The following is a 13,670-nucleotide window of genomic DNA, read 5'->3' as shown; positions in this document are numbered from 1 at the left end:
CCGAAGCCACCACGAACGCGGTCGCACCCTTTTGCCCGTTTCACTCCACTCTGCCCGCGTATCGTACGGCCCATGCTCCGGCCGCTGATCACGCTGCTCGCCACCGTCGCCGCCACCCTGGCGATCGGCTGGATCGTCGACCAGTCCCTCCAACGCGCCGCCGCCCGCCACCCCGACGCCCCGCTCTGGCCACTGCTCCGGCGCTGCCGGATCCCGCTCCAACTCGCCGTCGTCGCTGCCCTGCTGCTCGCCACCCGCCCGCTCCAGCGGATCTTCCACCTGCGCCGGGACGAGGGCGCGCACCACCTGCTCCTGCTCCTCCTGCTCGCCTCGCTCGGCTGGCTCACCGTCCGCGTGGTCGCCGCCGTCCTGGAGGCCCTGCTCAGCCGCTACGAGACCCGGATCGACGACCCGGCCCGGCGCCAGCGGGTCCACACCCAGATCAGCATGCTGCGCCGGGTGGCCAGCGCGGTCATCGTCGTGGTCACCGTCGCCGTGATGCTGCTGACCTTCTCCGCGATGCGCTCCGTCGGCGCCGGCCTGCTCGCCTCCGCCGGCATCATCGGCATCGTGGCCGGCATCGCCGCCCAGAGCACCCTCGGCAACTTCTTCGCCGGCCTGCAGATCGCCTTCGGCGACACCGTCCGGATCGGCGACACCGTGGTGGTGGACGGCCAGCAGGGCACCGTCGAGGAGATCACCCTCTCCTACCTGGTGGTCCGGCTCTGGGACCACCGCCGACTGATCGTCCCGGTCTCCTACTTCGTCAACAAGCCCTTCGAGAACTGGACCCGCCGCGACCCGGGCCTGCTCGCCGCCGTCCTGCTCCACCTCGACCACACCACCCAGGTCGACGAGCTGCGCGCCACCCTGCGCGCCCACCTCGACCGGCACCCGCTCTGGGACGGCGCCGAATGGGCCCTCCAGGTCACCGACACCACCCCCAGCACCATCGTCGTCCGCGCCACCATGACCGCCCGCACCCCCGACGACGCCGCCCGACTCCGCTTCGACATCCGCGAACAGCTCATCGCCCACCTACGCGACGAACACCCCCACGCCCTCCCCCGCCTCCGCACCACCGACCCCTGACCCCGCACCCCCTCCCCCCGAAGCACGAGTTCCCCGCGCCCCATCAGGGGCGCGGGGAACTGCGCGAAGCGGAAGGCGACCACCGGAACCCGACCCCGAAGGTCAGCCCCACGGCCCCCTGACGCTCACAGCTTCCGCGTCATCGTCCGATGCGGTATCCCCGCATCCTCGTACACCGGCCCCTCCGCCACGTACCCCAGCCGCTCGTAGAACCCGAGCGCCTGCACCTGCGCGTGCAACTCCATCTCCGAGCCCCCGCGCTCGACCCCCGCGGCCTCGATCGCCCGCACGAGCTCCGCACCCAGCCCGGTCCCGCGGGCCGCCGGCAGCACCGCGAGCCGCCCGAGCAGCACCCGCCCGTCGACACCCCCGGTCAGCTCCCGCGCCTGCTCGCCGAAGATCAACCGCCCGGTGCCCAGGCCGCCGCCGTCGGCCCCCACCGCCAGCAGGTGCACCGAGGTCCGGTCGTACTCGTCGTACTCCAGCTCCTCCGGCACGTTCTGCTCGACGACGAACACCTCACGCCGAACGGCCCGCACCAGCGCCAGGTCCGCCTCCCCCTCGGCGACCCGAAGAGTGACGCCCACCCCGGCACCCACCCCGCCGCTCACCGTCAGCTCTCCGCCGCGATCACGTCCAGCGCCTTCTGCAGGTCCGCCGGGTACTCGCTGGAGAACTCGACCCACTGCCCGTCCGCCGGGTGCTCGAAGCCGAGCGACACCGCGTGCAGCCACTGCCGGGTCAGCCCGAGCCGCTTGGCCAGCGTCGGGTCGGCGCCGTACGTCAGGTCCCCCACGCAGGGGTGCCGCAGCGCGGACATGTGGACGCGGATCTGGTGGGTGCGCCCGGTCTCCAGCTTGATCGCCAGCAGCGACGCGGCCCGGTACGCCTCGATCAGGTCGTAGTGGGTGACGGACGGCTTGCCCTCCTGGGTCACCGCCCACTTCCAGTCCGAGCTGGGGTGGCGCCCGATCGGCGCGTCCACGGTGCCGCTCATCGGGTCCGGGTGGCCCTGCACCAGCGTGTGGTAGCGCTTGTCGGTCACCCGGTCGTGGAACTGCCGCTTGAGGTCGGTGTACGCGCGCTCGGACTTGGCGACGACCATCAGCCCCGAGGTGCCGACGTCCAGCCGGTGCACGATGCCCTGCCGCTCGGCCGCGCCCGAGGTGGAGATCCGGTAGCCGGCCGCGGCGAGGCCGCCGATCACGGTGGGGCCGGTCCAGCCGGGGCTGGGGTGCGCGGCGACGCCGACCGGCTTGTCGATCAGCACGATGTCCTCGTCGTCGTGGACGATCCGCATGCCCTCGACCGGCTCGGCGACGATCCGCACCGGGGCGGCGGGGGCGGGGATCTCGACCTCCAGCCAGGAGCCGGCGGTCACCCGGTCAGACTTGCCGGCCACGGCGCCGTCGAGCGTCACCTTGCCGTCGGCGGCCAGCTCGGCGGCCTTGGTCCGGGAGAAGCCGAACATCCGGGCCAGGGCGGCGTCGAGGCGCTCGCCCTCCAGGCCGTCGGGAACGGGGAGGCTGCGGATCTGCGCTGCGGTACTCACCCGTACGAGTATGCCGGACACCCGGGCCTCCCCCGCGCGCCGCACTCCCCGGCCCGCCCCACCGAACCGCACCGAACTCCCCGACGCGCCCCCGCAGGGCGGTGCTACTCCGCCTTGCCGTCCTGCTGGTGCACGGTCCCGTCCGGGTTGCTGCCCCGGAAGGAGAGCAGCACGACCAGGATCCCGCCGCAGACGATCGCCGAGTCGGCGAGGTTGAAGACGGCGAAGTGCTGGACGGAGATGAAGTCCACCACGTGCCCGCGGAAGACCCCGGGCCAGCGGAAGAGCCGGTCGGTGAGGTTGCCGAGCGCCCCGCCGAGCAGCAGGCCGAGCGCGATCGCCCACGGCAGGCTGTACAGCCGGCGGGCGATCCGCCAGATCACCACGATGACGGCCGAGGCGATCATCGTGAAGACGACGGTCAGCGCCTGCCCCATTCCGAAGGCCGCGCCGGAGTTGCGGATCACCTGGAAGGTGACGACGTCCCCGATGACCTTGATCGCCGAGTGGTTCTCCAGCCGGGCGACGACCAGCAGCTTGCTGCCCAGGTCGATCAGGAAGGCCAGCACCGCGACCACCAGCAGCACCCCGACCCGCCGCGGGCCCTTGGGCTTCTGCGCGGCCGTCGGTTCGTCCACGGGCGCCGCCTCGGTCGGCTCGGCCACAAGCACCTCCACGGCATCGGCGGTGGACGGGACGGCGTCGTCCCGGGTCTGGGGGGAACCTTGCGTACTGATGATCCGCTCCGCTGCCGATGGAGCTCCCCCGGCCGTAGGAGGGGGAGGGTGGTGGGCCGGTGACGCCCTGGACGCGTCCACGAGCGTTGTGGACGGGTCAGGCGACGTTACGGGGTCGAGCGTACGGCAAGCCCGACCCCCCGCGTCGCTCCGGTCGCCCGGTTCAGCGGCGTTCCTGCTTGGCCTTGCACTGGACGCAGAGCGTCGCCCGGGGGAACGCCTGCATCCGGGCCTTGCCGATGGCCTGCCCGCAGGACTCGCAGGTCCCGAAGCCGACGCCCTCCAGCCGGGCCAGGGCCCGCTCGGTCTGGGCGAGGCTGTCCCGGGCGTTGTTGGCGAGCGCCAGCTCGCTCTCCCGCGAGATGTTCTTCGTACCGGCGTCGACCTGGTCGTCACCGGCTCCGTCGTTGGAGTCGCGCATCAGGCCCGAGATGGCCGCCTCGGCGGCGTCGATCTCGTTCTGCAGCCGGTCCAGCTCGCTGATCAGCTCGTTGTGCAGCTCGTGGACCTCCTCGGTGGTCCACGGGTCCTCGCCCGGCCGGACCGGCAGCGTTGCCGGGTCCACGGACTCGGCCCCTCGCGGCACGGTGACGGTGTCGGTGCTGGTCTTCGGTGCGGTAGTGGTCACGGTCCCCTCCCCTGGATCGACCGCCACGGCCTTGCGTGCCCGCTTGGTGGCGGTACCCGCGCCGGTTCCCTTCTCAGCCATGGCTTCGACCCCATCTACGAACGAATCGAGCCGCCGGTTCCCGGCGGCTTCCAGTGCCGGAACGATAATCCCGATCAAAACCGGTCACAACATGACATACCGACGCCTCACAGTGATCCCACCCAGGCAGCCGCCCCAACCACCACGCCCCGCACGCTGAGAGGGTTGTGCCCAGATCGCCCCCGCCTAACCACCGCCTGACCAGCCCCGCCGCACCCCCGGGCGCCCGCCCGCCCGAAACGGTTTGGACAAACCGACTCGCCCGGCCGATACACTGGCCCTGCAAGGCGCAGATGGGACGAGTACCGACGTACGCAGCCACCAGCGACCCGGGGACGGTGCGAGCCCGGGGGTGTGCACGGCGGGAAGATCACCCCGGAGCCGCCGGAAGAACGGCCGCCGCGAAGCCCGCAGCGGCCCACTAGACCCGGCAGCAAGCCCAAACAAGAGGGCCGCGAACGCAGCACCGCGGCCAAGGAGGGTGGTACCGCGGGGCGGCCCGGCCGTCTCGTCCCTCCGGAGGATCCAGTCCCAGCATCCGCCGGAGGTAGACGCCCGCGATGACCACCTATAACTCCGTCCCCGCACAGGTGGACCTCCCCGCCCTCGAACACCAGATCCTCTCCTTCTGGCAGGACAACAAGATCTTCCAGCGCAGCCTGGAGCAGTCCGAGGGCCGCCCCGAGTGGGTCTTCTACGAGGGCCCGCCGACCGCCAACGGCATGCCCGGCGCCCACCACATCGAGGCCCGCGTCTTCAAGGACGTCTTCCCCCGCTTCCGGACCATGAAGGGCTACCACGTCGCCCGCAAGGCCGGCTGGGACTGCCACGGCCTCCCGGTGGAGCTCGCCGTCGAGAAGGAGCTGGGCTTCTCCGGCAAGCAGGACATCGAGGCGTACGGCATCGCCGAGTTCAACGCCAAGTGCCGTGACTCGGTGACCCGCCACACCGACGCCTTCGCCGAGCTGACCACCCGCATGGGGTACTGGGTCGACCTGGACGAGGCCTACCGGACGATGGACCCGTCCTACGTCCAGTCCGTCTGGTGGTCGCTCAAGCAGATCTTCGACAAGGGCCTGCTCGTCCAGGACCACCGGGTCGCCCCCTGGTGCCCGCGCTGCGGCACCGGCCTGTCCGACCACGAGCTGGCCCAGGGCTACGAGACCGTCGTCGACCCCTCGGTCTTCGTCCGCTTCCCGCTGACCAGCGGCCCGCTGGCCGGCCAGGCCGCCCTGCTGGTCTGGACCACCACCCCGTGGACCCTGGTCTCCAACACCGCCGCCGCCGTCCACCCCGAGGTCACCTACGTGGTGGCCACCGACGGCACCGAGAAGCTGGTCGTCGCCGAGCCGCTGGTCGCCAAGGCCCTCGGCGAGGGCTGGGAGACCACCGGCGAGTCCTTCACCGGCGCCGAGATGGAGCGCTGGGCCTACCAGCGCCCGTTCGACCTGGTCGAGATCGAGAACGCGCACTACGTCCTCAACGCCGACTACGTCACCACCGAGGACGGCACCGGCATCGTCCACCAGTCCCCCGCCTTCGGCGCGGACGACCTCGCGACCTGCCGCAAGTACGGCCTGCCGGTGGTCAACCCGGTGCTCGCCGACGGCACCTTCGCCCCCGAAGTCCCCCTGGTCGGCGGCCAGTTCTTCAAGAAGGCCGACGAGGCCCTGGTCGCGGACCTCAAGGAGCGCGGCCTGCTCTTCCGCCACCTGCCGTACGAGCACAGCTACCCGCACTGCTGGCGCTGCCACACCGCGCTGCTCTACTACGCGCAGCCGTCCTGGTACATCCGGACCACCGCCGTCAAGGACGCGCTGATCCGCGAGAACGAGGCCACCAACTGGTTCCCGGAGACGGTCAAGCACGGCCGCTTCGGCGACTGGCTGAACAACAACATCGACTGGGCGCTCAGCCGCAACCGCTACTGGGGCACCCCGCTGCCGATCTGGCGCTGCGAGGAGGGCCACCTCACCTGCGTCGGCTCGCTGGCCGAGCTGTCCGAGCTCACCGGTACCGACCAGAGCGGCCTCGACCCGCACCGCCCGTACATCGACGAGGTGACCTTCGCCTGCCGCGACTGCGGCGGCACCGCCACCCGCGTGCCCGAGGTGATCGACGCCTGGTACGACTCGGGCTCGATGCCCTTCGCCCAGTACGGCTACCCGTACCAGAACAAGGAGCTGTTCGAGAAGCGCTACCCGGCGCAGTTCATCTCCGAGGCGATCGACCAGACCCGCGGCTGGTTCTACACGCTGATGGCGGTCGGCACCCTCGTCTTCGACAAGAACAGCTACGAGAACGTCGTCTGCCTGGGCCACATCCTGGCCGAGGACGGCCGCAAGATGTCCAAGCACCTGGGCAACATCCTGCAGCCGATCCCGCTGATGGACCAGCACGGTGCCGACGCCGTCCGCTGGTTCATGGCGGCCGGCGGCTCGCCCTGGTCGGCCCGCCGGGTCGGACACGGCACCATCCAGGAGGTGGTCCGCAAGACCCTCCTCACCTACTGGAACACCGTCGCCTTCCAGGCCCTGTACGCCCGCACCTCGAACTGGGCGCCCTCCGCGAGCGACCCGGCCCCGGCCGACCGCCCGCAGCTGGACCGCTGGGTGCTCTCCGAGCTGAACACCCTGGTCCGCGAGGTCGACGCCGCCTTCGAGGCGTACGACACCCAGCGCGCCGGCAAGCTGCTCTCCGGCTTCGTCGACGACCTGTCCAACTGGTACGTCCGCCGCGGCCGCCGCCGCTTCTGGCAGGGCGACGCCGCCGCGCTCGCCACCCTGCACGAGGCTCTGGAGACGGTCACCCGCCTGATGGCCCCGATGACCCCGTTCATCACCGAGCGGGTCTGGCAGGACCTGGTCGTCCCGGTCGTCCCGGACGCCCCGGCCTCGGTCCACCTGGCCGCCTGGCCGGAGGCCGACGAGGCCCTGATCGACACCGAGCTCTCCAAGCACATGGCGCTGGTCCGCCGCCTGGTCGAGCTGGGCCGGGCCACCCGCGCCGAGTCCGGTGTGAAGACCCGCCAGCCGCTCTCCCGCGCGCTGGTCGCCGCCCAGGGCTGGGAGGAGCTGCCCGCCGACCTGCGCGCGCAGATCGCCGAGGAGCTCAACGTGGCCGCCCTCGAATCCCTGGCCGAGGTCGGCGGATCGCTGGTCGACACCACCGCCAAGGCCAACTTCCGTGCGCTGGGCAAGCGCTTCGGCAAGGGCGTCCAGGACGTCGCCAAGGTGGTCGCCGCCGCGGACGCCGCCCGGCTCGCCGCCGACCTGCGCGCCACCGGTGAGACCAGCGTCGACCTCGACGGCGAGACGATCACCCTCTCTCCCGACGAGGTGATCATCACCGAGACCCCGCGCGAGGGCTGGGCCGTCGCCAACGAGTCCGGCGCCACCGTCGCCCTCGACCTGGCCATCACCCCGGAGCTCAAGCGCCTCGGCGTCGCCCGCGACGCCATCCGCCAGATCCAGGAGGCCCGCAAGAACTCCGGCCTGGACGTCGCCGACCGCATCGTCCTCCGCTGGCGCGCCACCTCGGAGGAGACCGCCGAGGCCATCGCCGAACACGGCCCCCTCGTCGCCGAGGAGGTCCTCGCCACCGACTTCGCCGCCGGCGCAGCCGACTGGACCTCCGAAGCCTTCACCGACGACTCCCTCGGCCTCACCTTCCAACTCCGCAAGGCCTGACCAGTACCCCGCGAACCGCCGCCCAGCTCCCCAGCCGGGCGGCGGTTCCGCATTTCCCCGCCCTCTTCCCCTCCCGCCCCCCGCCCCCATCCGGCCCCACCTCCGAGCACACCAAAAAGGCGTCCCCTCCCCAACCCGAAGGTCAGAGAGGGGACGCCCTCAAAAGGCCGTACTACAACCTCAGTTGTCGCCGTCCTCGTCGATCAGGAAGCCTCGCATCGGCGCCGGAGCCTGCTGCATCGGCTGCGGCGGCTGCGGACGGACCGCCGCCATCGGCTGGGTCATCCCGGCCGGCTGCATCTGCGGAGCCCCGCTGTTGCCACCGTTCTGCTGCCCGCCGAAGCTCGGCGCCGGCGAGTTCCCGCCGAAGGAGCTCTGCCCACCGAACGACGGCGAGCTGCCCCCGAACGACGGCTGGTTCCCACCGAAGGACGGTGCACCGGAGGTCATCGCCCCGGCACCGGCCGGCGCCATCGACGAGGCCGCCGGCGGCAGCGACGCGGTGGCGGGGATCCGCGGCGGCGCGAGCGAGTCGTCCGCCTGCGACTCCAGCTGACGCAGCTGGGTCTCCAGGTACGACTTCAGACGCGTGCGGTACTCACGCTCGAACGCCCGCAGGTCCTCGACCTTGCGCTCCAGCGTGGCCCGCGCGGACTCCAGCGACCCCATCGCGACGCGGTGCTTCTCCTGCGCGTCCCGCTCCAGGGCGTCGGCCTTGGCACGGGCGTCGCGCTCCAGGCCCTCGGCCCGGCTGCGCGCCTCGCCGACGATCTTGTTGGCCTCGGAACGGGCCTCGGAGATCGCCTGGTCGGCGGTCTGCTGGGCGAGCGCGAGCACGCGGGCGGCGCTGTCGCCACCGGGGCCCTGCTGCTGCATCGGGCCGCCCATGGGGCCGCCCATCTGCTGCGGGCCGCCCATCGGGCCACCCATCTGCTGCATCTGCTGCTGGCCCATGCCCTGGCCCATCGGGTTGCCCATCGGCTGCGGGCCACCGGGGCCGCCCATGGGCTGCAGCATCTGACCGCCCATCGGCTGGACCAGCTGCTGCTGGCCGCCCATGGTCTGGTTCATCTGCTGCTGCGGGCCGCCGGCCGGGAGCTGCGGCGCGGAGCCGGCGGGCAGGCCGAGGGGCTGGTTGCCCATCTGCTGCTGCGGGCCGCCGGGGCCCATCTGCTGCGGACCACCCGGACCCATCTGCTGCGGACCACCGTGGCCCATCTGCTGCGGGCCGCCCGGGCCCTGCTGGCCGGGGACCGGCGGGCCGGATATGGCGGCCGGAACCGGAGCGCCGCCCTGACGGGGGGCGTCCTGCTGCGGTTCCTTGCGCAGGTTGGCCTGGTTCTGCGCGGCGGCACGAGTCGCGGCGGCCAGCTTGGCGCGCAGGTCCTCGTTCTCCCGGAGGAGGCGGGTCAGCTCCGCCTCGACCTCGTCGAGGAAGGCATCGACCTCGTCCTCGTCATAGCCTTCACGCAGGCGGACGGTCGTGAACTGCTTGTTCCGAACGTCCTCGGGGGTCAATGGCATCTCTTCACCTCAACGTGATCGTCGGCACACCGGCATCCTGTCGCATCGCTCACCTACGACTAGGGGTGCACAAGCGAGATCAGGACATACACAATGATCATCAGTACGAAGAAGGACAGGTCGAGCGCCACGCCCCCGAAACGCAACGGCGGAATGAGCCGCCGAAGAAGCTTGAGCGGCGGATCCGTGACAGTGTACGTGGCCTCCAGGACCAGGACCATGGCCTTGCCGGGCCGCCACGAACGCGCGAACTGGAAGACCCAGTCCATGACCAGCCGTACGAGCAGGAACACCAGGAAGACGGTCAGGGCGTAGTAGAGCACCGCCCACACGATGTCCATCGCGTTTCCCTCTCCCCGGTCCCGGGCCCTGGGGCCCACCGCTCGTCACCTGTCGCCAACCACTGTTGATCAGATCCACACGTAAAGTCGTGGCCGGGTCAGCTCTGGTTGAAGAACCCACCCTCGGCGATCCGAGCCTTGTCCTCCGCCGTGACATCGACGTTAGCAGGCGACAGCAGGAACACCTTCTGTGTCACGCGCTCGATACTGCCGTGCAGACCGAAGACGAGTCCAGCGGCGAAGTCTACGAGCCGCTTCGCGTCGGTGTCGTCCATCTCGGTCAGATTCATGATCACGGGGGTACCGCCACGGAACTGTTCCCCGATGGTACGGGCCTCGTTGTAGGTCCGGGGGTGCAGCGTGGTGATGCGGTAGGGCTCTCGTTCGTTCACTACCTTGGGCATGATCACCGGGGCGCTCTTCTCCAGGTTGTGGCGGCGTTCGGGTGTGATGGACGACACGGGGGCCATCCTCGGGGTCTCCTGCCGGATCGGCACCGCCGCCGGCACCGGCTGCGGAGTGATCGAGGAGACCGGGGCGGGCGCGGCGGCGGCCGGGGCGGCCGGCCGGGGAATGTCCTCGGTCCGCTGGCCGGTCCGGATCGGCTCGGGGTCCGCGTCGTAGTCGTCGTCGGGGTCGTACCCCTGGCCGTCGTACGTCTCGTCCTCCACGAGGCCGAGGTAGACCGCCATCTTGCGCATTGCGCCGGCCATGCTCCTGTCTCCTCCGCTCATGGCCACCTCGCTGACGCTCGGTGGCTGCCTCGCGGAGCGCGCACCTTCCGATGGTCGCTCGCTCCGCTCGCTCCGTGCAGACCGTCCCGGCGGTCAGGCCGTACGGCCCTGCCTGCGGATTCCGCGGTCCCCCCACGACGGCGCGTCAGGCCGACGGCCTGTCAGGGTTCATGGAGTGGGGGCCGCGGAGCTGCGATCCACGGTTCGCTAGCGCTCCTGGGAGCTGCTAGATTCTGTCCTATTTTGTCCTGCAGTCTGATCTACTTACCCGGTGACGTTACCTGAGGGGTGACCTCACTCCGAGTACCGCCGTTCCGACGCGCACATGTGTCGCCCCGGCGGCAATCGCCTGCTCAAGGTCGCCGCTCATCCCTGCGGAGACCATGGTGGCAGCAGGATGGGCCGCCCGTACGGCGCTTGCGATTTCCGCCAGCCGATCGAAGGCCCGGGCCGGGTCGCCGGCCAGCGGACCGGCGAGCGGAGCGACGGTCATCACACCGTCGAGCCGCAGCCCGGGCGTGTCGGCGATCGCGTCGGCCATGCGCTCGACGTCCTCCGGCGCGACCCCGGCGCGGTGCTCGCCCTCGCCGTGCTCCTTGTCCAGCGCCACCTGCACCAGGCAACCCAGTTCCGGGCGCTCCGACTTGAGCACCGCCGCGGAGAGCGACTCGACCAGCCGCAGCCGGTCCACCGAGTGCACGTGGTTCGCGTACCGGACGACCGAGCGGACCTTGTTGGTCTGCAGCTGTCCGACGAAGTGCCAGTCAAGAGGAAGGTTTCTGCACTGCTCCGCCTTGGGCGCGGCGTCCTGGTCGCGGTTCTCCGCGACGTCCGTCACACCCAGCCCGGCCAGCAGCGCGCTGTCCTCGGCGGGGTAGGTCTTGGTGACGACGATCAGGGTGACCTCGTCCCGCGCGCGCCCGGCGGCCGCACAGGCGTCCGCGATCCGGCGCTCGACCACGTCGAGGTTGGTCCCGAGCTCCTCGTACCTGGCCCGCTGGCCCTCGGTCAGCGCGTCCAGCCAACTCCGGTCGGGAACGCCGGCGGTCCGGCCGGGGAACGTTCCGAAGATGTCGTTCGTCATCAGTGATCAGAGCCCAACCAGACGTAGCTCGCGAGCCGGCCGGTGCGCTGCTCGCGGCGATAGGAGTAGTGATCGGCGGATTCGAGGGTGCAGACCGGTGATCTCATCGGTTCGCTGACCCCCGCCGCGGCCAGCTGGGCCGCGACTCCCTCCGGCACGTCCAGGGCCGGCGTCCCCCAGGAGGTCTCGGCGAACGCCGCCGGCACCACGGCGGCCACCTCGGCCCGCAGTTCGGCGGGCACCTCGTAGCAGCTGCCGCAGACGGCGGGCCCGACGGCGGCGACGATCCGTCCGGGTTCGGCGCCCAGGTCGACCATCGCCCGGACGACCGCGGGCACCACCCCGGCCGCCAGCCCGGGCCGGCCCGCGTGGGCCGCGCCCACCACGCCCGCCACCGGGTCGGCCAGCAGTACCGGCGTGCAGTCGGCGGTCAGCACCGCCAGCGCGAGCGGTCGGTCGGTGACCACTGCGTCCACCGTCGGGGCCTGCCCCAGCGGCTGGCGCTCCGTCACCACGGCGACCTCGGCGCCGTGCACCTGGTTCATCCACACCACGTCGGCCGGTTCGAGTCCCAGCTCCCGGGCGGCGAGCGCCCGGTTCTCCCGGACGGCCTCCGGGTCGTCCCCCACCGCACCGCCGAGGTTGAGCTCCCCGTACGGCGAAGTGCTCACCCCGCCCCACCGGTCGGTGAAGGCGAAGTGAGCACCCGCATGTACTGCGTGATCGATCACTTAAGGAAGTCCGGGACGTCGAGCTCCTCCGCCGGGCTCTCCACGAAGGGCTGGCGGGCCGGCTGCACCTGCGGCGGCACCGGGGCGGCGGCGGTCGTGGTGGCCGAGCTCTCGGTCGACCGGCTCGGCGCGGCGGCCGGGGTCTCCGTCTCCGAACGGGAGGTCACCGAGCCGATGCTCCCGTACGAGGGCCGGCCGGCCGGGCGGTCCGGGGAGGCCGGCGGGGTGGCCGGGCGCTCCGGGGCGGTCGACTTGACCACCGGGTCGCGGACGATCGCCGGCGGCTGCCCGCCGTCGAAGCCGGCCGCGATGACGGTGACCCGGACCTCGTCGCCGAGCGCGTCGTCGATGACCGCACCGAAGATGATGTTGGCCTCGGGGTGGGCGGCCTCGCTGACCAGCTGGGCCGACTCGTTGATCTCGAACAGACCGAGGTCGGAGCCGCCCGAAATCGAGAGCAGCACGCCGCGGGCGCCGTCGATCGAGGCTTCCAGCAGCGGCGAGGAGATCGCCATCACGGCGGCGGCCTTGGCGCGGTCCTCGCCGCGGGCCGAGCCGATGCCCATGAGCGCCGAGCCGGCGTCCGACATGACGGACTTGACGTCGGCGAAGTCGAGGTTGATCAGGCCCGGGGTGGTGATCAGGTCGGTGATGCCCTGGACACCGGAGAGCAGGACCTGGTCGGCCGAGCGGAACGCGTCGAGCACGCTGACCTGGCGGTCCGAGATGGACAGCAGCCGGTCGTTGGGGATCACGATGAGGGTGTCGACCTCTTCGCGCAGGCTCGCGATGCCGTCCTCGGCCTGGTTGGCCCGGCGCCGGCCCTCGAAGGTGAAGGGGCGGGTGACCACGCCGATGGTCAGGGCACCCAGCGAGCGCGCGATGTTGGCGACGACGGGCGCGCCGCCCGTGCCCGTGCCACCGCCTTCACCGGCGGTCACGAAGACCATGTCGGCCCCCTTGAGGACCTCCTCGATCTCCTCGCGGTGGTCCTCGGCGGCCTTGCGGCCCACCTCGGGGTTGGCGCCGGCGCCGAGGCCCCGGGTGAGTTCACGGCCCACATCGAGCTTGACGTCGGCGTCGCTCATGAGGAGGGCCTGCGCATCGGTGTTGATCGCGATGAACTCGACGCCCTTGAGACCGACCTCGATCATCCGGTTGATGGCGTTGACACCACCGCCGCCGATTCCGACGACCTTGATGACTGCGAGGTAGTTCTGCGGTGCTGCCACGTCGAAGGCCTCTCGCCTCGAATTTCCGGGTCGGCCCGGCCCGGCGAGGGTCCGTTCCGACGGATGTCGATGGGTAGGGAGCCTGGTTTCTGACTGAATGTCCGAAATGCCGACCGCCGACCCCAACCCTAAACTTGACCTTTAGGGTTAGTCCTGTGCCTCCGTCACATCACCAAAGGGCACAGTCTGGTGACACAGGACACTAGGTCGCCCCGGGCACGCGTTTCAACGAACACGCCGAGCTT

The 13,670-nt window shown here is 71.3% G+C and carries 12 protein-coding genes; 2 read left to right on the top strand and 10 right to left on the bottom strand.

Annotation, left to right across the window (positions count from 1 at the left end; all coding sequences use genetic code 11):
- Positions 1-72: 72 nt before the first annotated feature.
- Positions 73-1,092 carry a mechanosensitive ion channel family protein gene (locus BX285_RS14120; protein ID WP_121175303.1) on the top strand — a complete coding sequence of 340 codons (1,020 nt, stop codon included), beginning with the start codon at positions 73-75 and terminating at the stop codon, positions 1,090-1,092.
- A gap of 125 nt (positions 1,093-1,217) precedes the next feature.
- Here the strand turns inward: BX285_RS14120 and BX285_RS14115 are convergent, their stop codons facing one another.
- The 4 genes from BX285_RS14115 to BX285_RS14100 all read right to left on the bottom strand — a co-directional run bounded on the left by BX285_RS14115 (position 1,218) and on the right by BX285_RS14100 (position 4,009).
- The gene (locus tag BX285_RS14115) at positions 1,218-1,679 is read right to left on the bottom strand and encodes a GNAT family N-acetyltransferase (protein WP_179852905.1); all 462 of its coding nucleotides are present in this window, start codon (positions 1,677-1,679) and stop codon (positions 1,218-1,220) included.
- Positions 1,680-1,705: 26 nt separating this feature from the next.
- Positions 1,706-2,644: an RluA family pseudouridine synthase gene (locus BX285_RS14110; protein WP_097240305.1), complete on the bottom strand. Its 939-nt coding sequence runs from the start codon at positions 2,642-2,644 to the stop codon at positions 1,706-1,708.
- A gap of 104 nt (positions 2,645-2,748) precedes the next feature.
- Positions 2,749-3,381: a signal peptidase II gene (gene lspA, locus BX285_RS14105; RefSeq protein ID WP_373560571.1), complete on the bottom strand. Its 633-nt coding sequence runs from the start codon at positions 3,379-3,381 to the stop codon at positions 2,749-2,751.
- 163 nt (positions 3,382-3,544) lie between these two features.
- Complete coding sequence (locus BX285_RS14100; protein ID WP_257032829.1) at positions 3,545-4,009, bottom strand: TraR/DksA family transcriptional regulator; 465 nt, start codon at positions 4,007-4,009, stop codon at positions 3,545-3,547.
- A gap of 641 nt (positions 4,010-4,650) precedes the next feature.
- On the opposite strand from BX285_RS14100, the gene ileS reads away from it, so the two are divergent.
- Positions 4,651-7,779 (top strand): isoleucine--tRNA ligase, encoded by a 3,129-nt coding sequence (gene ileS, locus BX285_RS14095; protein WP_097238282.1) that lies wholly within the window; start codon positions 4,651-4,653, stop codon positions 7,777-7,779.
- 180 nt (positions 7,780-7,959) lie between these two features.
- Here ileS and BX285_RS14090 read toward each other — a convergent pair whose 3' ends face one another.
- The 6 genes from BX285_RS14090 to ftsZ form a co-directional block, all read right to left on the bottom strand.
- Entirely contained in the window at positions 7,960-9,303 is a 1,344-nt protein-coding gene (locus tag BX285_RS14090; RefSeq protein ID WP_097238281.1) for a DivIVA domain-containing protein, read from the bottom strand.
- Positions 9,304-9,362: 59 nt separating this feature from the next.
- Positions 9,363-9,644 (bottom strand): YggT family protein, encoded by a 282-nt coding sequence (locus BX285_RS14085; protein WP_030060143.1) that lies wholly within the window; start codon positions 9,642-9,644, stop codon positions 9,363-9,365.
- Positions 9,645-9,742: 98 nt separating this feature from the next.
- Complete coding sequence (locus BX285_RS14080) at positions 9,743-10,357, bottom strand: cell division protein SepF (RefSeq protein WP_097238280.1); 615 nt, start codon at positions 10,355-10,357, stop codon at positions 9,743-9,745.
- Between the two features lie 298 nt (positions 10,358-10,655).
- On the bottom strand, positions 10,656-11,462 hold the full coding sequence (locus tag BX285_RS14075; RefSeq protein ID WP_097238279.1) for a YggS family pyridoxal phosphate-dependent enzyme: 807 nt from the start codon (positions 11,460-11,462) through the stop codon (positions 10,656-10,658).
- Positions 11,462-12,193, bottom strand: a complete 732-nt coding sequence (gene pgeF / locus BX285_RS14070; protein WP_179852904.1) for a peptidoglycan editing factor PgeF — start codon at positions 12,191-12,193, stop codon at positions 11,462-11,464. The genes BX285_RS14075 and pgeF overlap by 1 nt, the downstream gene beginning before the upstream one ends.
- Positions 12,190-13,425, bottom strand: coding sequence for a cell division protein FtsZ (gene ftsZ / locus BX285_RS14065; protein WP_097238278.1), 1,236 nt, complete (start codon positions 13,423-13,425; stop codon positions 12,190-12,192). Before ftsZ ends, pgeF begins: the two co-directional genes overlap by 4 nt.
- Between the last annotated feature and the right edge of the window lie 245 nt (positions 13,426-13,670).

The organism is Streptomyces sp. 1114.5 (assembly GCF_003635085.1).
Classification (GTDB): Bacteria; Actinomycetota; Actinomycetes; order Streptomycetales; family Streptomycetaceae; genus Kitasatospora.
The sequence above is the reverse complement of the archived record's forward strand: the minus strand, read 5'-3'. Positions and strand labels throughout refer to the sequence as shown.